Origin of the sequence: Kaustia mangrovi, assembly GCF_015482775.1 — a bacterium.
GTDB classification, from domain to species: Bacteria; Pseudomonadota; Alphaproteobacteria; order Rhizobiales; family Im1; genus Kaustia; species Kaustia mangrovi.
Genome location: NZ_CP058214.1, coordinates 236281 through 258045, shown reverse-complemented (window position 1 = coordinate 258045; position 21765 = coordinate 236281). Strand labels below are relative to the sequence as shown.

The 21765-nt window shown below is 66.2% G+C and carries 16 protein-coding genes and 2 pseudogenes; 2 read left to right on the top strand and 16 right to left on the bottom strand.

From position 1 onward, the window contains the following. Positions 1-54 precede the first annotated feature (54 nt). Positions 55-669 carry a LysE family translocator gene (locus tag HW532_RS01255; protein ID WP_213162697.1) on the bottom strand — a complete coding sequence of 205 codons (615 nt, stop codon included), beginning with the start codon at positions 667-669 and terminating at the stop codon, positions 55-57. Between the two features lie 118 nt (positions 670-787). Between HW532_RS01255 and HW532_RS01250 the strand changes: the two genes are divergently transcribed. Further along, positions 788-1705 carry an AraC family transcriptional regulator gene (locus HW532_RS01250; RefSeq protein ID WP_213162696.1) on the top strand — a complete coding sequence of 306 codons (918 nt, stop codon included), beginning with the start codon at positions 788-790 and terminating at the stop codon, positions 1703-1705. A 27-nt stretch (positions 1706-1732) separates the two neighbouring features. Here HW532_RS01250 and fabZ read toward each other — a convergent pair whose 3' ends face one another. The 11 genes and pseudogenes from fabZ to dnaE all read right to left on the bottom strand — a co-directional run bounded on the left by fabZ (position 1733) and on the right by dnaE (position 16191). Continuing rightward, the gene (gene fabZ / locus HW532_RS01245) at positions 1733-2203 is read right to left on the bottom strand and encodes a 3-hydroxyacyl-ACP dehydratase FabZ (RefSeq protein ID WP_213162695.1); all 471 of its coding nucleotides are present in this window, start codon (positions 2201-2203) and stop codon (positions 1733-1735) included. 147 nt (positions 2204-2350) lie between these two features. Then, positions 2351-4588: an outer membrane protein assembly factor BamA gene (gene bamA, locus HW532_RS01240; protein ID WP_246479429.1), complete on the bottom strand. Its 2238-nt coding sequence runs from the start codon at positions 4586-4588 to the stop codon at positions 2351-2353. 194 nt (positions 4589-4782) lie between these two features. Beyond that, positions 4783-5933: pseudogene (gene rseP, locus HW532_RS01235) on the bottom strand (RIP metalloprotease RseP). A gap of 15 nt (positions 5934-5948) precedes the next feature. Next, a complete protein-coding gene (gene dxr / locus HW532_RS01230; protein WP_213164370.1) occupies positions 5949-7160 on the bottom strand; it encodes a 1-deoxy-D-xylulose-5-phosphate reductoisomerase in 1212 nt (403 codons plus the stop codon). A gap of 62 nt (positions 7161-7222) precedes the next feature. Beyond that, on the bottom strand, positions 7223-8086 hold the full coding sequence (locus tag HW532_RS01225; protein ID WP_213162693.1) for a phosphatidate cytidylyltransferase: 864 nt from the start codon (positions 8084-8086) through the stop codon (positions 7223-7225). A 40-nt stretch (positions 8087-8126) separates the two neighbouring features. Beyond that, entirely contained in the window at positions 8127-8810 is a 684-nt protein-coding gene (locus tag HW532_RS01220) for an isoprenyl transferase (protein WP_246479878.1), read from the bottom strand. Between the two features lie 142 nt (positions 8811-8952). After that, a complete protein-coding gene (frr, locus tag HW532_RS01215) occupies positions 8953-9519 on the bottom strand; it encodes a ribosome recycling factor (RefSeq protein ID WP_213162691.1) in 567 nt (188 codons plus the stop codon). Positions 9520-9555: 36 nt separating this feature from the next. Next, on the bottom strand, positions 9556-10281 hold the full coding sequence (pyrH, locus tag HW532_RS01210) for a UMP kinase (RefSeq protein ID WP_213162690.1): 726 nt from the start codon (positions 10279-10281) through the stop codon (positions 9556-9558). Between the two features lie 155 nt (positions 10282-10436). Continuing rightward, positions 10437-11366, bottom strand: coding sequence for a translation elongation factor Ts (gene tsf, locus HW532_RS01205; RefSeq protein ID WP_213162689.1), 930 nt, complete (start codon positions 11364-11366; stop codon positions 10437-10439). A gap of 44 nt (positions 11367-11410) precedes the next feature. Continuing rightward, complete coding sequence (locus HW532_RS01200) at positions 11411-12514, bottom strand: 30S ribosomal protein S2 (RefSeq protein WP_213162688.1); 1104 nt, start codon at positions 12512-12514, stop codon at positions 11411-11413. Positions 12515-12717: 203 nt separating this feature from the next. Then, a complete protein-coding gene (gene dnaE, locus HW532_RS01195; protein WP_213162687.1) occupies positions 12718-16191 on the bottom strand; it encodes a DNA polymerase III subunit alpha in 3474 nt (1157 codons plus the stop codon). Positions 16192-16364: 173 nt separating this feature from the next. On the opposite strand from dnaE, the gene HW532_RS01190 reads away from it, so the two are divergent. After that, positions 16365-17411 carry a GlxA family transcriptional regulator gene (locus tag HW532_RS01190; protein ID WP_246479876.1) on the top strand — a complete coding sequence of 349 codons (1047 nt, stop codon included), beginning with the start codon at positions 16365-16367 and terminating at the stop codon, positions 17409-17411. Here the strand turns inward: HW532_RS01190 and HW532_RS01185 are convergent. The 4 genes and pseudogenes from HW532_RS01185 to proS all read right to left on the bottom strand — a co-directional run bounded on the left by HW532_RS01185 (position 17406) and on the right by proS (position 21445). Then, complete coding sequence (locus HW532_RS01185; RefSeq protein WP_213162685.1) at positions 17406-18008, bottom strand: GNAT family N-acetyltransferase; 603 nt, start codon at positions 18006-18008, stop codon at positions 17406-17408. The two genes, HW532_RS01190 and HW532_RS01185, sit on opposite strands and share 6 nt — an antisense overlap. A 129-nt stretch (positions 18009-18137) precedes the next feature. Continuing rightward, positions 18138-18848 carry an ABC transporter ATP-binding protein gene (locus tag HW532_RS01180; RefSeq protein WP_213162684.1) on the bottom strand — a complete coding sequence of 237 codons (711 nt, stop codon included), beginning with the start codon at positions 18846-18848 and terminating at the stop codon, positions 18138-18140. Continuing rightward, positions 18841-20105 (bottom strand): annotated as a pseudogene (locus HW532_RS01175) (lipoprotein-releasing ABC transporter permease subunit). Before HW532_RS01175 ends, HW532_RS01180 begins: the two are co-directional and overlap by 8 nt. Before the next feature lie 8 nt (positions 20106-20113). After that, a complete protein-coding gene (gene proS / locus HW532_RS01170) occupies positions 20114-21445 on the bottom strand; it encodes a proline--tRNA ligase (protein ID WP_213162683.1) in 1332 nt (443 codons plus the stop codon). Positions 21446-21765 lie beyond the last annotated feature (320 nt).

Below are 21765 nucleotides of genomic sequence, written 5' to 3'. Positions count from 1 at the left end.
CGCGCGCCCTGCGGGAAGGGCCGTTTCGTTTCTGAAGCCTGAGTTCCGGCACCGCTATTCCATGGCCGGCAGCAGGACGGGCAGGATCGACGCAACCAGAAGCGCCGCCATCATCACATTGAAGACCGCGATGCGGCGACCATGGGCGAGAAAACCGCGGAGCCCCACCCCCGACACGGCCCACAGGCCAATCGAGGGGATGTTGACCGCGGCGAAGATCGCGATGAGCACCAGAAGGCTCGAGACCGGCGCATCCGCCGCCAGATAGGACACGGTCACGACCAGGGCGACGGCCCAGGCCTTCGGATTGACCAGTTGAAGCGCCGCGGCCTCGAGGAATGTGAACGGCCTTTCGATGGCCTCACCCGCATTGCGGGCCCGCGGACCGGCGCTCCGTGCGATCGTCCAGGCAAGCCAGAGCACATAGATTCCGCAGGCTGCACGCAGGACCGTGGCGATTGCGGGATAGGCCTTGAGGAGCTGCCCAAGGCCGAGGCCGGTCGCCATGACCATTCCGAGGAAGCCGAAGCTGATCCCGAAGACCAGGGGCAGCGTGCGCGCCAATCCGAAATTCGCGCCGGATGTCAGGAGAAGGAGATTGCCCGGGCCGGGCGATACGGACATGACGAATGCGAAACCGGCAAGGGCGAGAACGGCATCGAAGGACATGGCGACACTCTCCGGAGCTTGAGATCGAGCTCGACCCTATACCGAGCTTGTCGACCGATCCCTGCCTGTGAGGCCGGTTTTCTTTGCAGTTCGTCCAATTCTCTGATCCTCTACCCCAATGGATGTCCTGACAGAGATCTGCGCGGCGCTGAGGCTGAAAGCCTCGCTCTATTTCCGGGCCGAGCTGCACGGTCCCTTTGCCATCCGGCTGCCGCAGGAACGCCACCACATCCGGTTTCACTGCCTGCTGGAGGGCGACTGCCTGGTCACCGTACCGGGCGCCCCTCCGGAACGGCTTGAGAAAGGCGACCTGACCCTGGTTCCGGACGGCACGGCGCAGACGCTGTCATCGGTCGTGGATGCGGGACCCCTTGTGGACCTCGCCGATGTCCTTGCGGCCAATCCTCCGCGCGACGGTGTGCTCGCTGCGGGCTCCGGGTCGCCCCGCACCTCCATTCTCTGCGGCTTCCTCGCCTTCGACGAGCTGTTGCGCCATCCGGTCTTCGCGGGCTTGCCGGCTGTCATGGTCCTCAAGTCGGGCGCGCCACCCTTTGCGGCAGCCCTGCGCCTGCTTGGCGAGGAGGCGGCCTTGTCGGGCCCCGGTGCGACGATGGCGCTTCACAAGATCGTGGAGATCCTGCTGATGCAGGCCCTGCGCGATGCGGCCGGAGCCGGCGGCGACAGCAGGGGCTTCGTGGCCGCCCTGCGGGACGCGAGGCTGGGCCGGGGTCTGGTGGCGATCCATGCCGAGCCGCACAGGCCATGGACAATCGACACGCTGTCCGGGCTTGCCGGCATGTCGCGCTCCAGCTTCTCCGACCGCTTCACGACGAAGGTGGGCATGTCCCCGCATGCCTATCTGACCCGGTGGCGCATGATCCGGGCTAGGGAGATGCTGGCTGAGGCCGAGCTGGACATGACCGCGATCGCGGAGCGCTGCGGGTACGGCTCAGTTCCCGCCTTCACGCGGCGCTTCAAGGAGACATTCGGGATGGCGCCGGGCGCGTGGCGCAGACAGGCGATAGCCGGGACATGACGCCAAGGCGCCCCGCCCGGGCGCCGGTCACGGCGCGTCGGCAAGCATGGCGCTGATTTCGGCCTCGGCAACGAGACGGCCTTCGACACGGGCCTCGCCCTTGTACTTCCACACATTGCCGCGCTTGCGTATCAGGTCCACGGAGAACCGGACCGTGTCGCCAGGCACGACGGGCCGGCGGAACCGGGCCTTGTCGATGGTCATGAAATAGACGCGCTTGCCGTGGTGCTCCTCGCCGCGGTGGCTGATGACCAGACCGCCCGCCGTTTGCGCCATGGCCTCCACCATGAGCACGCCGGGCATGACCGGAAAGTCGGGAAAGTGGCCTGCGAAATAGGGCTCGTTGATGGTGACGTTCTTGATGCCGACGGCGGATACGTCGCGGTCCATATCGACGATCCGGTCGATCATGAGGAACGGATAGCGGTGCGGCAGGAGCTGCATGATCCGCACGATATCGGCCGTGCCGAGCGCCCGCTTCTCCCCATTGTCCGCCATGATGTCGAGCCGTCCTGCTAGACCGGCCGGTGCCCGGATCGGCGATCCGGAGCTCTGGCCGGTCAATCCTCGAAGATGAGAGCAGCGCCGGTCAGACCCGGCAGGGATGCCTCGCGCTGCTCATTGCCCCGGTCGTACACCGACCTCCTAGAAGCGGGTGCCGACGCTGAACCGGAAGAACTCCGTCTTGTCGTAGTCTTCCTTCAGCACCGCCTGGGCGAAATCGAAGCGCAGCGGTCCGAGCGGCGATTCCCAGATGATGCTGGCGCCGACCGATGCACGCAGATTTGCGGAATCCTCCAGATTGACGCCGCTCGTCTGGGGTGCCTCGAACAGGGTACCGAAGTCGGAGAACACCGCACCCGTCACGCCGAACTCCTCCGGCAGGAACAGCGGGAAGGTCAGCTCGACCGTGCCGATGGCGTAGGTCTGGCCACCGAGCGAGTCCCCCGTGCTGTCATCGCGCGGGCCGATGCCGGCACGCTCGAAGCCGCGGAAGGAATTGCCGCCCTTGAAGAACCGGTCGATCGGCAGGACCTCGTCGCCATTATAGGGCTCCATGTGGCCCGCCGTGCCCTTGAGCATCAGCGTGACGCCCTCATAGACCGGATAGAAATAGTAGCCCGCCGTCTCCGCCTTGATCCAGTAGGTGTCGCCGCCGAGACCCGCGACATCGCCCGACAGGCTGAAGCGGAAGCCCGAAGTCGGCTTGAGCGGATTGTCGAGCGTCGAATAGACGTAGGTCGCACCGATCTGGGAGATGTTGCTCGTGCCCTCGGAGTCCTTGATGGCCTGCGAGGCGTCGTTGGGAACGTCGGTGATCTTGCGGTTGGTGAAGTTGTACCGCGTCGTCAGCCTGGAGTTCTCCGACAGCGGGAAGCCGAAGCGCACACCGGCACCGGCCTGGCGGACGTCGAAGGACGATTCGCTCTGCTGGTTCGTCTGTGTCGCGAAGGCGTCCACGCCGAAGGACAGGTTGCGGCCGAGGAAATAGGGCTCGGTGAAGCTGAAATCGACCTGCTGGCGCTTGAAGCTCAGGGAGGTCTGCAGCCGCACGAACTGGCCGCGCCCGAGAAGGTTGCGCTCCGTCAGGCTGATCGAGCCGACCACCTGCTCCGTCGTGGAGTAGCCCGCGGCGAAGTTCAGCGAGCCGGTCGACTTCTCCTCGACCTTCACGATCAGGGTGACGCGGTCGGGTGTCGAGCCCGGCTCCTCGAGGATCTCCACCTTGGAGAAGAAGTCCAGGGCCGTGATGCGGCGGCGAGCCCGGTCGACCAGAACCCGGTTGTAGGCATCGCCCTCGACGAGCCGCAATTCGCGGCGGATCACCTCGTCGCGTGTCCGCGTATTGCCGACGATGGCGATGCGCTCGATATAGACGCGCGGGCCCTCGTCGATCTTGTAGGTGATGTCGATGATGCGCTCTTCGGCATGGCGGTTGAGGTCGGGACGCACACGGGCGAAGGCATAGCCGTTCGTGCCCGCCTCGACGGTCAGCCGCTCGACCGAATTGTCGATCTCGCTGGCATCGTATGTGTCGCCGGTCTGGGTGGTGATGACCGACAGGAGGTCCTCGCGCGACAGTGTGGTGTCGCCGGGATCGACGTCGATGGTGCCGAAGTCGTACTGCTGGCCCTCGTCGACGGTGAAGGTGATGTAGAAGCTCTCGCCGTCGCGGGCGAGCTCCGCCGTCGCCGACAGGATACGGAAGTCGGCATAGCCCTCCGACAGGTAGAAGCGCCGCAGGAGCTCGCGGTCATAGGCGAGCCGGTCGGGATCGTAGCTGTCGGCGGTGGTCAGGAACTTCCACCAGCGCGTCTCCTCCGTCGTGATGACGCCGCGCAGCTGGGAGTCGGAGAATTCCTTGTTGCCGATGAAGTTGATGCGCTCGATTCGCGTCTCCGGCCCCTCGGAGATCTCGAAGACCAGATTGACGCGATTCTGCGGCAGGCGGATCACCTTGGGATCGACGCTGGCCGCGAACAGGCCGGAGCGCCGGTAGAGCGCATTGATGCGCTGGACCGCGCTCTGGACGCGGGCCCTGGTAAACACCATGCGCGGCCTCAGGCCGATATCCTTGGAGAGATCCTCGTCGCTGATCTCGCTGTTGCCCTCGAAGTTGACCTTGTTGATCAGCGGGTTCTCGTCGACCTTGACCACCAGTTCGCTGCCGCGCCGGAAGATCTGGACGTCGGAGAACAGCCCCGTCTGGAACAGGTTCTTCAGGGATTCGTCGACCTTTTCCGCATTGTAGCGGTCGCCCGCGCCGACCTGCATATAGGACATCACGGTCTCGGGCTCGATCCGCTGATTGCCCTCCACGACCACCCGGGAGATGACCGACTGGGCCTGGGCGGCACCACCGAACGCGCTAATCCCTGCCACAGGAGCTGCAGCGAGCATGAGAAACGCGAGAAAGCCTGCAATCACGAACCGGTAGCGCATAAGGAGCCAATCGCTTTTTGTTATAACAGTCCCCGAAACTCGAGCGAAGTGGTGGGATGTTTGTACGACGTTTTGTCAACGGTGAAAACCGGTTAGCACGACCGCCGAGATTTTTCCCCAAAAGCGTTGCAAACCTAGAACAGGTTGAAATGCATCAGGTCGTTCCAGGTCGCAAAAACCATCAACATCAAGACCACGGCCAATCCCACCCGAAAGCCGAAATCCTGCGCCTTTGCGCTCAGCGGTTTCCCCGCACAGCCTCGATGGCGTAATACAAAAGGTGACCGCCATCAAGTATCGGAATGGGGAATAGGTTAACCAAACCGATACTCACCGACAGCACCGCCGCCAGATTGATCAGCGCCATGAAGCTGACGGTGGCGACATCCCCCGACATCTGGGCGATCCGGAGCGGCCCGCCGAGCTGGTCCGCGCTCTGGGCGCCGACGATCACCTGGAACACATATTCGAGCGTCCGCGAGATGACGTACCAGGTCTGCTCCACGCCCATCCACAGGGAGGTTACAGGTCCGTAGCGTTCCACCCGCGCGTCGCCCTGCGGGTCGTGGCTGATGCCCAGCATGCCGATTCTGTGCGTGTTGCCGAATCGATCCGTCACCTCGCGGATGCGCGGCGTCGCCTGAAGCGTCACATCCCTGCCGCCGCGCTCGACCGTGATATCGAGCGTCTCGCCGGCGCTTTCGGAGACGATGCGCTGGAGGTCGGCGAAGGAGGCGATCTCCCGACCGTCGATTCGGGTGATCAGGTCGCCGACCTCGAACCCGGCTTCCGCGGCCGCGCTGTCGGCCCGGATCTCGTCGACCCGCGGCTCCATGATCGTCTGGCCAACGAGCATGAAGGTCGCCGCGAAAATCACTATGGCAACTATGAAATTCGCGATTGGCCCGGCCGCCACGACAGCGGCGCGCGCCCAGAGCGGCTTGTTGTGGAACAGGGAGGCGGCATCGACGCTGTCATCGGCGTCCGCCGCCTCGAGCGCGGCGCGGTCGGGCGTCGAGGCCGCCGAGGAATCCCCGTGGAAGCTCACATAACCGCCGAGCGGCAGCCAGCCGATCTTCCACTGCGTCCCCTTGCGGTCGACCCAACTGCCCAAGGAACGCCCGAATCCGATGGAGAAGGTGTCCACCTTCACGCCGCACCAGCGCGCCACGAGAAAATGGCCGAGCTCGTGAAAGAAGACGACGATCGTCAGCACGAACAGGAACGGGATGAGATAGGACACGAGCGAGGTGAGCGATCCGGTGAGAAACTGAACGGCATCCATGGTCAGATCTGCTCCTTACAGCGCCCCGGCGAGGTCGGTCGCGATGCGCCGGCCATAGGCGTCCGCCGCCCAGACCTCGTCCAGCGTCGCGACGGGCCCCAACATAGCCTCTCCCTCCGCACGCTCAAGCGTGTCGGCGACAAGCCCCGTAATGGCCGGAAACGGAATACGGCCCGACAGGAACGCGGCAACCGCGATCTCGTTGGCCGCATTGAGAATCGTCGTCGCGCTGCCGCCGCGGCGCAGCGCGGAGCGGCAAAGCGCCACGGAGGGAAAACGCTCCCCGTCCACCGCCTCGAAGGTGAGCTGGCCCACCTCCTCCAGCCGCAGCCGTTCCACGGGCGCGGAAATGCGACGGGGCCAGCTCAGCGCATAGGCGATGGGCGTGCGCATGTCCGGCACGCCCATCTGCGCCAGAAGCGAGCCGTCGCGATACTCCACGAGGCTGTGCACGATGGACTGGGGATGGACCAGCACGTCGAGGCGATCCTCGTCGACAGGGAAAAGATGAAAGGCCTCAATGAGTTCCAGACCCTTGTTCATCAAGGTCGCGGAGTCGATGGTAACCTTCTGTCCCATACTCCAGTTCGGATGGCGCAGCGCCTGCTCGGGCGTCGCCGAGGCGATCTCCTCTCGCGAAAAGGTGCGGAACGGGCCGCCCGACGCCGTCAGGATCACCCGGGCGACCGCATCGGCATTGCCGGTCTCGAAGACCTGGAAGACCGCGCTGTGTTCTGAATCCACGGGAACGATCCCGATACGCTTGCGCTCCGCCGCCGCAATGACCAGCTCGCCCGCGCAGACGAGGCATTCCTTGTTGGCGAGCGCGACCGTCGTGCCCTGCTCGATGGCGGCAAGCGTCGGCGCCAGGCCCGCCGCACCGACGATGGAGGCCATCACCATGTCCACCGGCCGGCCGGCCGCCTCCACGACCGCCGCCTCGCCCGCCGCCGCCTCGATGCCCGAACCGGCAAGCGCGTCCTTCAGCGGCCCGTAGAGTGCGGGATCGGCGGTGACGGCGAGGCGCGCATTCACCGCCTTCGCCTGGGCTGCCAGTTCGGCGATATTCGCGTTGGCCACAAGCGCGTCCACGGCGAAGGCCCCGTCGGCATGGCGGATCACATCGACCGTGGACCGGCCGATCGAGCCGGTGGACCCCAATATGGTCAGCCGCTTCGGGTCGCCGCCATGGGCGGGGTCCGCGGGGGCCCTGCCCGTCTGCGCTATGGCTCGCACGATTGTCTCTATCCTCGTTGTCTCGATATGGCCCAACGTCCTGGGCGGAAGCTTTACCAGATCATGAGCCCCGTGGCAGCAGCTTCCGGCCCACCCCGCAGGATCCCGACCGCAAGCGCCGCAACGGCGGCGGCGACAAGGCCGTCCATGCGGTCCAGTATGCCGCCATGGCCCGGAATGAGCGTGCCGGAATCCTTCACATGGACCGCCCGCTTCACCGCCGATTCCATCATGTCGCCCGCCTGTGCGGCAATGGAGAGCGCCGCCGCCGGCACGATCAGGGTTTCGGGAGCCGCAAGGGCGAAGCCGTAAGCGACCGCGGCCGACACGATGCAGGCCGCCGCGAGCCCGCCGACCGCGCCCGCCCATGTCTTCTTCGGCGACAGCCGCGGGGCAAGCTTCGGTCCGCCGATCAGCCGGCCGCAGAAATAGGCACCGCTGTCCGTCGCCCAGACCAGGGCGAGAAGCCACACGATTGCGACCAGCCCGTGTTCCGGCCCGCCGCGAAGAATGACCAGCGCGGCGGCGGGAAGCGCGATATAGGGCACGCCGATCAGGGCCCAGCCGGGCCTGCCCTCCTCGCGGCTGTGCATGAAGAGCAGGGCCACGCTCGCCGCCCAGAGCGCCAGCACGCTCGCAAGGGCGAGGCCGACGAAGCCGAAGGCCGGCAGGGCGATGGCCACGAGGCCCGCCAGGATATGCAGCGTGACCTGCGCGGCATCGCCCCGGGGAAAGATCAGCCGGCACCATTCGAGCGCCATCAGGACGGCGGCAACGAGGATCAGGCCGCGGAACCATGCACCGCCGAGCCAGACGAGACCGAGGGCGAGCGGAATGAGGATGCCGGCCCACAGGGCCCTCAGGCCCAGATCGCGCCATGGCGCAGACGGGGGCCTGCTCTCCGAATCGTCGGGCATGTGCACTTCCACCCTTCCCGGCTTGCCGCCGTCTTCTTTCTTAAGGCGTGGTTTGAGAAATTCCACCGAACCGCCTCTCGCGGCTCATGAATTCCCGAATCGCATTCATGAATTGCGCCTTGTCGAACTCCGGCCAATGCGCATCGACGAAGACGAACTCCGAATACGCGCTCTGCCACAGCAGGAAGTTGCTGAGCCGCTGCTCGCCGCTGGTGCGGACAATGAGGTCGGGGTCTGGAATGTCGGCGGTGTAGAGATGCCGGGCGACATGCGCCGGCGTGATCGCGTCGGGCGCGAGCTCTCCGCGCTCCACGGCGGCCGCGAGCTCGCGGACCGCGCGGGCGATCTCGTCGCGGGCGCCGTAATTGAAGGCGATGACGAGCGTCATGGCCGTATTGTCGCGGGTGCGCTCTTCCGCGCTCTCGATCAGGGCCACGATGTCGCGCTGGAGCGTCTCGCGCTCGCCGATGACGCGGATGCGCACGCCGCGCTCGTGCAGGAGCGCGACGTCGCGGTCGGCGAACCGCCTGAGAAGATTGAGCAGATAGCCCACCTCCTCCTTGGGTCGCGACCAGTTCTCCGAGCTGAAGCTGTAGAGCGTCAGATAGTCGATGCCGAGATCGAGTGCGGCGGCCACGGTCTTGCGGACGGCCTCGACCCCCTGGCTATGGCCGGCCGTGCGCGGAAGCCCGCGCCGGCGCGCCCAGCGGCCGTTGCCGTCCATGATGATGGCGACATGGCGCGGCAAGGTACCGCCGCCGGCCGACAAGGCCTCGACGTCCGCACTCGCCAGCTGATTTGCCCCCAGTGACATGGACCGCCATCCGTTGTGAACAAAGAACGCCCGCCTCCCCCGCCGTCACGGCTCAGATCTGCATGATCTCCGATTCCTTGTGCTCCAGGGCCTCGTCGATCTCCTTAATCGTGGCGTCGGTCAGCTTCTGGACCTCATCGGCCTGGCCGCGATGTTCATCCTGACCGATTTCGCCGTCCTTTTCGAGCCGCTTGAGTTGCTCCATTCCGTCGCGGCGCACATTGCGCACCGCCACGCGGGCCTGCTCGGCATATTGCGCGGCCACCTTGGCGAGTTCCTTGCGGCGCTCCTGGGAGAGCTCGGGAACCGGCACACGGATGAGCTGGCCCTCGACCATCGGGTTGAGGCCGAGGCTCGAATTGCGGATCGCCTTCTCCGCCGCCGAAACCAGGCTCTTGTCCCAGATCTGGACGGTCAGCATGCGCGGCTCGGGCACCGACACGTTGCCGACCTGGTTGAGCGGCATGGTGGAGCCGTAGGCCTCGACCGTGATCGGTTCCAGGAGATGCACCGAGGCGCGCCCTGTGCGCAGTCCGGAGAACTCCTCCTTGAGCACGCTCACCGCACCGTGCATGCGGCGCTTGAGGTCCTTGAGGCTGAAAGTCGCTTGGTCTGTCATCACATCCTCTCCCGGGATTCGGTTCTCCCGCGGCATTCACACCGCGCCGCTGACCACCGTGCAGCGCCCCTCCCCCTTCAGGACGGCGGACAGGGCCCCGGGTGTCTGAATGGAGAACACGATTATGGAAATCTTGTTGTCGCGCGCAAGAGCGATGGCCGATGCGTCCATGATCTTCAGGTCGCGCGTGAGCACGTCGAGATAGGTCAGCCGGTCGTAGCGTTCCGCATCCGGGTCCGTCTTGGGGTCGCTCGAATAGACGCCGTCGACGCTGGTTCCCTTGAGCAGCGCGTCGCAGCCCATCTCCGCGGCGCGCAGGGCCGCGGTGGTGTCGGTCGTGAAGAAGGGATTGCCGGTGCCCGCCGCGAAGATCAGGACCCGGCCCTTCTCCATGTGCCGCTTGGCGCGCGCCCAGGCATAGGGCTCGCACACGGTCGACATCGGGATCGCGGAGAGCACCCGGGCCGGCACCTCCTCGTTGGCGAGCGCATTCTGCAGCGCCAGCGCGTTCATCACGGTCGCCAGCATGCCCATATAGTCGGCATTGGCCCGGTCCATGCCCTGGGCGGCGCCTGCGAGCCCGCGGAAGATGTTGCCGCCGCCCACCACGATGCAGACCTCCGCCCCCATCGCCACGGCGCCCGCGATCTCCCGGGCGATCCGGCTGACCACGGCCATGTCGATGCCGTAGCCGTTCTCGCCCATAAGCGCCTCGCCCGAGAGCTTGAGCAGGACGCGCTTGTACCGAAGTGTCTGCTCCATGGGGAATGCCCGACCGTTGTCCGCCCCTCGAAAACCCTGTCCGGATACGAAACGGGCCCCGACTGCGCCGTCGAGGCCCGGTAGTCAATCCATTATAGCGATTCGCGCGGCCAACCCATCGCCGTGACCGGATCTGGACATGGTCCGCACAAACCTCAGCTGCCCGCGGCGGCCGAGGCCACCTCGGCGGCGAAGTCCTGCTCTTCCTTCTCGATGCCCTCGCCGAGCGCGAAGCGCACGAAGCCGGTCACCTTGATCGGATGGCCGAGCTCCTTGGCCTTGGCCTCCACGGCCTTCTCCACGGCGTTCTCGCCGTCGATCACGAAGGTCTGCTTGAGAAGCACGACCTCCTCGTAGAACTTGCGCAGCCGGCCCTCGACCATCTTGGCGATGATCTCCTCGGGCTTGCCGGATTCGCGTGCCTGGTCGGCGAGGATGGAGCGCTCGTGCTCCACGACGCTCGCATCGAGATCGTCGGGGCTCAGCGCCAGCGGGCTCGCCGCGGCGACATGCATGGCGATCTGCCGGCCGAAGGCCTCCAGCGCCGCCGGATCGGCCTCCGACTCCAGCGCCACGAGGACGCCGATCTTGCCGAGACCGGGAACGAGCTGGTTGTGGATGTAGTTGGCGACCACGCCGTTATCGACGGCGAGCATGGCCGTGCGGCGCACATACATGTTCTCGCCGATGGAGGCGATCATGTCGGTCACGTGGTCGGCGACCGGCTTGCCGGCGCCCGGCACGGTGGCCGCCTTCAGCGCCTCGACATCGCCGCCGGCCTTCAGCGCCAGATTGGCGATCTCGCTCACCATCTTCTGGAACTCGCCATTGCGGGCCACGAAGTCGGTCTCCGAATTGACCTCGACGATGGCGCCCGCCTTGCCGTCGGAGGCGACGGCGACCAGCCCCTCGGCAGCCACGCGGGAGGCCTTCTTGGCCGCCTTGGCAAGCCCCTTGGTGCGCAGCCAGTCGACGGCGGCCTCGATGTCGCCGTCATTCTCGGTGAGCGCGTTCTTGCAGTCCATCATGCCTGCGCCGGTCGCCTCGCGCAGTTCCTTCACCATGCTTGCCGTGATCTGAGCCATGGGAATTCCTCGTTAAATCGTCGCGGAGAGAGTGTCGTGCCGCCTCAGGCCGCCTTGCCTTCGGCCAGTGCCTTGGCCTGGTCCAGCCAGCCTTCGCGCTCGATCCGTCCCTTGAAGTTCAGGGCCTCGTCGATGGAGGCAATCTCCTCCGGCGTCAATGCGGCGATCTGGCGGTAGTGGTAGATGCCGAGATCGTTGAGCTTCTTCTCCAGAACCGGGCCGACACCGGAGATCTGCTTGAGATCGTCGGCCTCGCCCTCCGGCGCCTTGAGCCCCTCGAACCCCGGAGCGACAGGCGTCGCCTCCGCGTCGCCGCCGGCCGCCGGGGCCTCGGCTTCCGCAGGAGCGGCGGCTTCGGCAGGAGCGGCGGCTTCGGCAGGAGCGGCGGCCTCGGCAACCTCCGGCAGCGGCTCGGCCTCGGGCTCGACCTGTTCGCCGATATCCAGGCCGGCATCCTCCTGGGCGACCGACAGACCGTCGATCGCGGCGCGCGAGATCAGCTCGCAATAGAGCGTGATGGCCCGGCCGGCGTCGTCATTGCCCGGGATCGGATAGGTGATGTCGTCGGGATCGCAGTTCGTGTCGACGATGGCCACGACCGGGATGCCGAGCTTGCGGGCCTCCTTGATCGCGATCGATTCCTTGTTGGTGTCGATCACGAACATGAGGTCCGGCAGGCCGCCCATGTCCTTGATGCCGCCGAGCGCGCGCTCAAGCTTGTCCTGCTCGCGCGTCAGGTTCAGCGTCTCCTTCTTGGTCAGGCCGAGATGCTCCTGGGAGAGCATGTCCTCGAGCTGCCGGAGCCGGCGGATGGAGTGGGAGATCGTCTTCCAGTTGGTCAGCGTGCCGCCGAGCCAGCGGTGGTTGATGTAGTACTGCGCGCCGCGCCGCGCGGACTCGGCAATCGCCTCCGACGCCTGGCGCTTGGTGCCGACGAACAGCACGCGCCCGCCCGCCGCGACGACATCGCGAACCGCGACCAGCGCCTGATGCAGCATCGGCACGGTCTGGGCGAGATCGATGATGTGGATGTTGTTGCGCGACCCGAAGATGTAGGGCCCCATCTTGGGGTTCCAGCGGTGGGTCTGATGGCCGAAATGGACACCGGCTTCCAGAAGCTGGCGCATAGAGAAATCAGGCAGCGACATGCCGCATACTCCTTTTCCGGTTGAACCTCCGCGGAAGCCTTGAGCCGGATATCCTTTTCGATCCGGCACCGGAGGGATCTCGGACTATGTCAAAGGGTGTCCGAAACCCGAACCTTCCGCGTGCGTGATTGGCGCGGCTTATAAACCCTCGCAGCCGCGCTGGCAAGGCCCGCGGGACATCGCGCCGCAGCGTGTTCGCGCCGTCACAGGTCCTGCACGTCGAGAACGCCCGGAATGGCCTTGATGGCACCCTTCACCTGCGGGGTGACGGTGAACTTGTTGCCGAGCGAGATCTCCACCTCGCGCTCCTCGCCCGTGCGCACCACGAGGCGCACCAGCGCACGGCCGCCATTGGTCAGCCGCTTGGCGAGGCTGTCGAGCGGGGCATCGTCGCCGATGAACACGGTCAGGCCGGAGGTGATGTTGCGCGAGGCCTTCTCCAGAGGCTCCACCGAATGGAGCCTGAGGCGCACCTCCTCACCGTCGGTATCGGCCTCGACCCTCAGGAGCACCGCGTTTCCGGGCTCAAGGAGATCGCGCGTTCCGACAAGCTGGTCGGAGAAGACGATCGCCTCGAACTGGCCCGTCGGGTCGGAGAAGCCGACAAAGGCGAAGCGGTTTCCGTTCTTGGAGCGGCGCTCCTGCCGGTAGGTCACCGTGCCCGCAAGCCGGCCCGCCGGCACGCCCTTCTTCTTCACCTTGTCGGAGAACGACGCCCAGCTTTCCACCTCCAGCCGCTTCAGCGGCTCCATATAGTCGTCGAGCGGATGGCCGGAGAGATAGAACCCGACGGCGTCGAACTCCTGCGCGAGCTGGTCCATGGGCAGCCAGGCCTCGGTTGCCGGCAGCGGCACGTCGTCGGCCTCCGCGCTGTCGGCGAACAGGCTCGACTGGCCGGAGCGCGCCTCCTCCGCGCTGCGGCCGGCCACATTGACGATGGCGTCGATCCCGGCGACGAGCCGGGCCCGGTTGCGCTCGAAGGCATCGAAGGCACCGGCGCGGATCATGTTCTCCAGCATGCGCTTTGTCATGACGCGCGGATCGATCCGACGGGCGAAATCGCCGAGCGAGGCATAGGGCCCGTTGGTCTCGCGCTCCTCCACGATATGCTCGATGGCATGGCGCCCGACATTCTTCAGCGCCGCCAGCGAGTAGTGGATCTCGCCGTCCTCCACCACGAAGTCGACATCCGACTTGTTGATCGAGGGCGGATTGACCGTGACGCCGAGCCGCTCCGCCTCGCGCTTGAAGACATAGAGCTTGTCGGTGTTGCCGGCATCGAGCGTCATGGAGGCGGCGAGGAACTCGACCGGGTAATTGGCCTTCAGATAGGCCGTCTGGTAGGCGATCACGCCATAGCAGGCGGAGTGCGACTTGTTGAAGCCATAGCCGGCGAACTTGGCGACGAGCTCGAAGATGAACTCCGCCTGCGGCTTGTCCACGCCCTGCTCCACCGCGCCGTCGACGAAGCGGACCTTCTGCTGGTCCATCTCCGCCTTGATCTTCTTGCCCATGGCGCGGCGCAGCAGATCGGCCTCGCCGAGGCTGTAGCCCGACAGGACCTGCGCGATCTGCATCACCTGCTCCTGGTAGATGATGACGCCGTAGGTGTCGGCGGTGATGGGCGTCACCTTGTCGTGCAGGAACTCCGGCGCCTCCTCGCCATGCTTGGCGGAGAGGTATTTGGGGATGTTGTCCATCGGCCCCGGGCGGTAGAGCGCGACAAGGGCGATGATATCCTCGATATGGGTGGGCCGCGCCTTGCGCAAGAGGTCCTTGAAGCCCGAGCTTTCCAGCTGGAACACGCCGACCGTGTCGCCGCGCGAGAGCATCTCGTAGGTCTTCTCGTCGCTGTAGGGAATGGTGCCGAGGTCGAAACCGGGCTCCCTGCGCCGGATCAGCTCGACCGCCTTGTCGATCACGGTGAGCGTCTTGAGGCCGAGAAAGTCGAACTTCACCAGCCCCGCCTTCTCCACCCATTTCATGTTGAACTGGGTGACCGGCATGTCGGAGCGCGGGTCGCGGTAGAGCGGCACCAGCTCCTCCAGCGGCCGGTCGCCGATCACGACGCCGGCGGCATGGGTGGAGGCGTGGCGGTAGAGGCCCTCCAGCGTCTGGCCGATCTCCAGCATCATGCGGACATCGTCTTCCCCGTCGCGGGCTTCCTGGAGACGCGGCTCGCCGTCGATGGCCTCCTTCAGGGTGACCGGATTGGCCGGATTGTTGGGGATCAGCTTGCACAGCCGGTCGACCTGGCCATAGGGCATCTGCAGCACGCGGCCGACATCGCGGCACACCGCCCGCGCCTGCAGCTTTCCGAAGGTGATGATCTGGGCGACCTGGTCGCGGCCATATTTCCGCTGGACGTACTCGATGACCTCGTCGCGGCGCTCCTGGCAGAAGTCGATATCGAAGTCCGGCATCGACACGCGTTCCGGATTGAGGAAGCGCTCGAACAGGAGATTGAACCGAAGCGGGTCGAGGTCGGTGATGGTCAGCGCATAGGCGACCAGAGAGCCCGCGCCGGAGCCGCGGCCCGGCCCGACCGGGATGCCGAGCTCCTTGGCTTTCTTGATGAAGTCCGAAACGATCAGGAAGTAGCCGGGGAACTCCATCCTGTTGATGATGTCGAGCTCGTATTCGAGCCGTTCGCGGTAATCCTTCTCCTCATAACCGTCGGCCGGCCCGTCCTTGGCGAGCCGCTTGTCGAGGCCCTCGCGCGCCTGCCTGCGGAGCTCGTCGGCCTCATCCATCACCTCGCCGTCGCTGGTGGAATAGCTCGGCAGGATGGGCGCGCGCGGCTCGGGGCGATAGGCACAGCGCCGGGCGACCTCGACGGTGTTCTCGATGGCCTCCGGGATATCGGCGAACAGCGTCGCCATGTCCCTCGGCGCCTTGAAATAGTGCTCCGGCGTCAGGCGCCGGCGTTCCTCCGCGGCGATCACCGTGCTCTCGGCGATGCAGATCAGCGCGTCATGGGCCTCGAAATCGTCGGGCGTGGCGAAATAGGGTTCGTTGGTCGCGACCAGCGGCAGCTCCAGATCGTAGGCGAGCTCCACCAGACCGGGCTCGGCCGCGTTCTCCTCCGCGGTGCCGTGGCGCTGGAGCTCGACATAGAGCCTGTCGCCGAAGATCGCCTTGAACCGCTCCATGAGCGTGCGCGCGAAATCGCCGTTGCCGCCGACCAGCGCGTCGTTGACCGGCCCCGCCGGTCCGCCCGTCAGGCAGATCAGGCCATCGGCATGGGTCTCCAGAAGCGCCGCGGGCACGTGCGGCGGCGCGGTGTCGGGCGTCTCCAGAAAGGCGCGGCTGGAGAGCTTCATGAGGTTGCCGTAGCCCTCCTCGTCCTTGGCGAGGAGCACGAGCGAGGGATAGTGGCGCGGACCGTTGCCGCGCCCGCCACTGAAGCCGTCCTTGCCGTTGGCGGTCTCGCCCTCGCCGAAGTCGACTTTCAGCGTGCATCCGATAATGGGCTGGATGCCGGCGCCCGCCAGCGTCTCGGAATATTCCAGCGCGCCGAACAGGTTGCCCGTGTCGGTCAGCGCGAGCGCGGGCATGCGGTGCGCCCGGCACAGATCGGCGAGCTGCTTGATGTGCAGCGCGCCCTCCAGAAGCGAGAAGGCGGAATGCACCCTGAGATGCACGAAGGGAACGGATTGGGAATCGGTCTCGGCCATGGTCTCCAGTGTAGCGCGACGGCCAGCCAAGGCGAGACAGCCCGGACATCTTGTTCACAAGGAGCGCGCCCTTGCGGCACCGTCTCCGGGGCTGTTTGATGGATCGGGCATCACCTGAACGGGCGGAATATGACATGCCCCGCGACAGTCGCCATACAAGGCAGCCATTGACGGTGGCGCTCCTGGCCGTGCCGGAGACGACCGCCTCGACCCTCTACGGCATGTTCGACGTCTTCTCCTCCGTCGGACGCGACTGGGCGTTCGTGACGACGGGCATGGCGGGCGAACCGTGGGCGAAGCCCGTCGTGGTGGCGGAAACGGCGGAGGGATTCCGCGCGGCGAACGGCGTCCATATCCAGCCCGACCTGACGGTCGCGGATTGCCTCGCCCCCGACCTCGTGTGCATTCCGGATCTCTTCGTCGCCCCCGACGAGGATATTCGCGGCCGATACGCCCAGGCGACCGCGTGGCTGCGGCAAAGCCATGCGCGCGGCGCGACGGTCGCCGCGGCCTGCTCCGGCACTCTCCTTCTCGCCGAGGCCGGCCTTCTCGACGGCTGCGAGGTCACGACCCACTGGGCCTATTGCGATGCCCTTCAGGCGGCTTATCCGGCGGTATCGGTGCAGGGCGCACGCGTGCTCGTCGCCTCCGGAGAGGGACAACGGCTGCTCACCTCCGGCGGGGGCACCTCGTGGCAGGATATGGCGCTGTTCCTCGTCGCGCGCTTTTTCGGCCAGGAAGAGGCGATCCATCTGGCCCGGCTCTATCTCCTGGACTGGCACGTCCACGGGCAGCTCCCCTTCTCCTCCCTGTCGGGCAGCCGGCAGATCGCCGACAGGCAGATCGCCCTCGCACAATCCTGGATCGCCGAACACTACGCCCGCCCGCACGCCGTCGCTGCGATGGTCGCGCAGAGCGGGCTTCCGGAGCGCTCCTTCAAGCGCCGTTTCCGCAAGGCGACCGGCATGGCCCCCATCGACTATGTGCATGCGCTGCGCCTGGAGGAGGCCAAGCAGATGCTGGAGACGGGCGACGTGCCGGTGGAAGCCGTCGCCACCGAGATCGGTTACGAGGATGCCAGCTTCTTCCGCCGCCTGTTCCGCCGCAAGGTCGGCCTCTCGCCCTCCGAGTACCGGCGGCGGTTCCGGGCGATCCGCAAGGCACTCCGGCAGGCGGAGACCGCCGGGCGGCCGTCCCCGCACCCCGAAGCCCGGTCATAACGGTTTCGTCAGAAGCAGGATCCGGCCGTCGTAATAGGGCTGGCAGGGATGGCTGAGGACCGGGCGGGCGTCAGCCTCGCCAAAGCCGTGACGGCGATAGAGCCTGACGGCGCCTTCGTTCTGCTCGAAGACCTGGATGCTCATGCGCTCGTGGCCCGCCTCCCGCGCCGCGTCCTCGGCGGCACCGAGCAGGGCGGTGCCGAGCCCCCTGCCCCTGCGTCCCGGAAAAACGGCCAGCGCATTTATGTAATAAGTCCCGAGAGATGCATGCTCGAGCTCAACCATCGGACGAATCGGTTCGGGCAAGTTCGGAACGGCGGCGAGATCGGCCTCGGCCGGCGGCGCAATCGGATAGGCCAGCACCATGCCGGCCACCTCGCCATGCCGCACGGCGAGACGCGCGTTGCGGTGCGAGAACCCGCCGGTTTCCCGGCGCGCGCGTTCCGTACCCACGGCGAGCGGACTCTGGCCTGGACCGGCCCTGGCCGACCACAGCCAGCTCGGAATGCCCTCGCCCGCGATATCTATGAGCCTGGCAAGTGTCTCCGCATCGTCCGCGGTGGCGTGCCTGATGGCGATAGTCCGGTGAACGGTCATGGCAGAGATCCCTGTCGCGGCCCGGAACCGTCCGGGCGTGAAGAACGGGATCTCTGATAAGTCAGGCTTGCCAGCCCTGTTGAGCGGCATTCATGACACGACCGGGCCGATCGTGCCAATCGGTCGCCGTCAGCGCCGCTCCTCGACCAGCCGGCCGTTCTCCAGCCGCACGATCCGGTCCATGCCGCTGGCAAGCTCCAGATTGTGGGTAGCGATCAGGGCGGCGAGGCCCTCCGTGCGCACGAGGTGGAGGAGCTCCTCGTGGACGTGGCCTGCCGTGCGCGGATCGAGATTGCCCGTCGGCTCGTCGGCCAGCAGCAGGCGCGGACGGTTGGCGAGCGCGCGGGCGATGGCGACGCGCTGCTGCTCGCCGCCGGACAGCTCTGCCGGGCGGTGGCGGGCGCGCGCGGCGAGCCCCAGCCGGTCGAGCAGGTCGCCGGCGCGCTTGCGGCCCTCGCCGCGCGACCGGTTCGCGATGAGCTGCGGCAGGAGAACGTTCTCCAGGGCGGAGAATTCCGGCAGGAGATGGTGGAACTGGTAGACGAAGCCGACCTCCAGCCGCCGCACGCGCGTGCGGCGTGCATCGCGCGCGGCGGCCATGTCCTCGCCGCCGATGACGACCGCGCCCGAATCCGGCTTCTCCAGAAGGCCCGCAATATGGAGCAGAGTCGACTTGCCTGATCCAGACGGGCCGATCAGCGCGACCACCTCGCCGGGATGGATGTCGAGCGCGGCGCCGTCGAGCACCTGCAGCCGCGACGGGCCTTCCCGGTAGCTGCGCGCAATGGCCCTGAGCGCGAGCGCCGGACCGTTGCCGTTCTGCCGCGTCGGCTCACTCATAGCGCAGCGCCTCCACCGGATCGAGCCGTGCCGCGCGCCAGGCGGGATAGAGCGTGGCGATGAAGGACAGGACGAGCGACATGGCGACGACCGCGCCGGTCTCCCCGGTGTCCATGTCTGCCGGCAGCCGGCTGAGATAGTAGACCTCCGGCGAGAAGAGCTCCGTGCCGGTCGCCGATGCGATGAAGGCCCGGATGGCCTCGATATTCTCGCAGACGACCACGCCGAGGACGAGGCCCGCCAGCGTCCCCACAACGCCGATCGCCGCGCCGGTGATGAAGAAGACGCGCATGACGCTGCCGCGCGTCGCCCCCATGGAGCGCAATATTGCGATGTCGCGGCCCTTGTCCTTCACCAGCATGATGAGGCCCGCCACAATGTTGAGGGCGGCCACCAGGATGATGAGCGTGAGGATGAGGAACATCACGTTGCGCTCGACCTGCAGCGCGTTGAAGAAGGTCTCGTTGGTGGTCTTCCAGGAGACGAGCTGGGTGCCCGGCCCCGCCGCTTTCTGGAGCGCGTCCACATAGCGCGAGATGTCGTCGGGGTTTGAGACCATGATCTCGATGGCGGAGGCGCCCTCCTGAACGAAGAACTCCCGGGCGCGCTCGAACGGCATGAAGATGACCGAGCTGTCATATTGCGACATGCCGACCTCGAAGACCGCCTCGACGGGGAAGGCGCGGATACGCGGGGCGACGCCGAGCGGCGTCACCGGCCCCTTGGGCGAGATCAGCGTGATCGTCTCCCCCAGGCTGACATTGTGGGTCCAGCCGAGACGGTATCCGATGGCGACGCCCCGGCTCTCGTCGAAATTCTCCAGCGAGCCGCGCAGCTTGTCGTTGACGATGCTCGGCAGCTTCTCCAGATCCTCGAGCCGGATGCCGCGGACCTGCGCGCCGGTCGCGGAATTCTGCGACGACACCATGACCTGACCGTCGATATAGGGGATGACGGCCGTCACGCCCGTCACCGCCCGGATCCGTTCGGTGACGGACTGGTAGTCCTCGATGGGCCCGCGCACGCCATAGACGGTGAAGTGGCCGTTGAAGCCCAGGATCTTGTCGAGCAGCTCGCCGCGGAAGCCGTTCATCACTGCCATCACGATGATGAGGGTCGCCACCCCAGCATGATGCCGATGAAGGAGAAACCGGCGATGACGGAGATGAAGCCCTCCCGCCGGCGCGCGCGCAGATAGCGCAGCGCGATCATCCATTCGAAGCGCGAGAAGGCCCGTGTATCCGTGGCAGACGCCATGATCGCCGTCACTTGCGTCCAGCGAGACGGGTCACCGCATCCTCGGGACTGACGCTTTCGCGCTCGCCCGTCTTGCGGTTCTTCAGCTCCACCATGCCGTCGGCGAGCCCGCGCGGGCCGACGACGAGCTGCCAGGGCAGCCCGATGAGGTCCATGACCGCGAACTTGGCGCCCGCGCGCTCCTCGGTGTCGTCATAAAGCACTTCCACGCCGGCTCCCTCGAGCTTCGCATAGAGGTCCTCGCAGGCCTTGTCGACCGTGGCGTCGCCGGCCTTCAGGTTGATCAGGCCGACCTTGAAGGGCGCGACGGCTTCCGGCCACACGATACCGTTCTCATCGTGGCTCGCCTCGATGATCGCGCCGGCGAGCCGCGACACGCCGATGCCGTAGGAGCCGGAATGGATCGTGATCGGCTCGCCGTCCCTGCCCTGCACCACGCAGCCGAGAGGCTCGGAGTACTTGGTGCCGAAGAAGAAGATGTGGCCGACCTCGATGCCGCGTCCGTTGACGCGCCTGCCCGCCTCGACGCGGGTCTCGAACTCCGCCGCGTCGTGCATCTCGTCGGTCGCGGCATAGAGCGAGGTGAACTCGTCGATCGCGCCCTGCAGCCCCGCGACATCGTCATTGTCGATCTTCGCCGTCGTCCAGTCCATGTCCAGATAGCCGCGATCGAAGAAGACCTCGCTCTCGCCGGTATCGGCGAGAATCAGGAATTCGTGGCTCAGATCGCCGCCGATCGGTCCGGTTTCCGCGCGCATCGGTATGGCCGTCAGTCCCATTCGCTTGTAGGTCCGGAGATAAGCGAGGAACATCTTGTTGTAAGAATGGCGGCCCTCCTCCGCCGACAGGTCGAAGGAATAGCCGTCCTTCATCAGGAACTCGCGGCCGCGCATCACGCCGAAGCGGGGGCGGATCTCGTCGCGGAACTTCCACTGGATGTGGTAGAGGCTGCGCGGCAGGTCCTTGTAGGACTGGACGCCGGAGCGGAAGATGTCGGTGATCATCTCCTCGTTGGTCGGCCCGTAGAGCATGTCGCGCTCGTGACGGTCCTTGATGCGCAGCATCTCCGCGCCGTAATCGTCGTAGCGCCCGCTCTTCCTCCACAGATCCGCCGACTGGATGGTCGGCATCAGCACCTCGATGGCGCCGGCCCGGTTCTGCTCCTCGCGCACGATCTGCTCGATCTTCTTCAGCACCCTGAAGCCGAGCGGCAGCCACGAATAGATCCCCGCGCTCTCCTGGCGGATCATGCCAGTACGCAGCATCAACCTGTGCGAGACGATCTCGGCTTCCTTGGGATCGTCGCGCAGGATCGGCAGGAAATATCGGCTTACACGCATCGTAGAGGGCGTCCCGTCCGCAAGAGTGGCACTCATGGCTCAGACCCGGTCCGTGACTGTCGCAAGGCACGCACCGCGCCCCGCCTTTTAGGCGATCTGACTGCCGAAACAAAGGGGAGTTACACGAATTCTTGCGTACATGATGGCACCGTCCGCACCGTCTCACGGTGCAAGCGGCGATCCCATGAAGAAAGATGATGACAATGCCATCTTTCTTGATCTAGGATGCCGGCCAATAATAATACGACTTTATGGTGGCTTGTTGATTGGGCGAGAGATCGCCCGCCGGACAGGTCCAAGTCTGGGGAGGAGCGATCTCC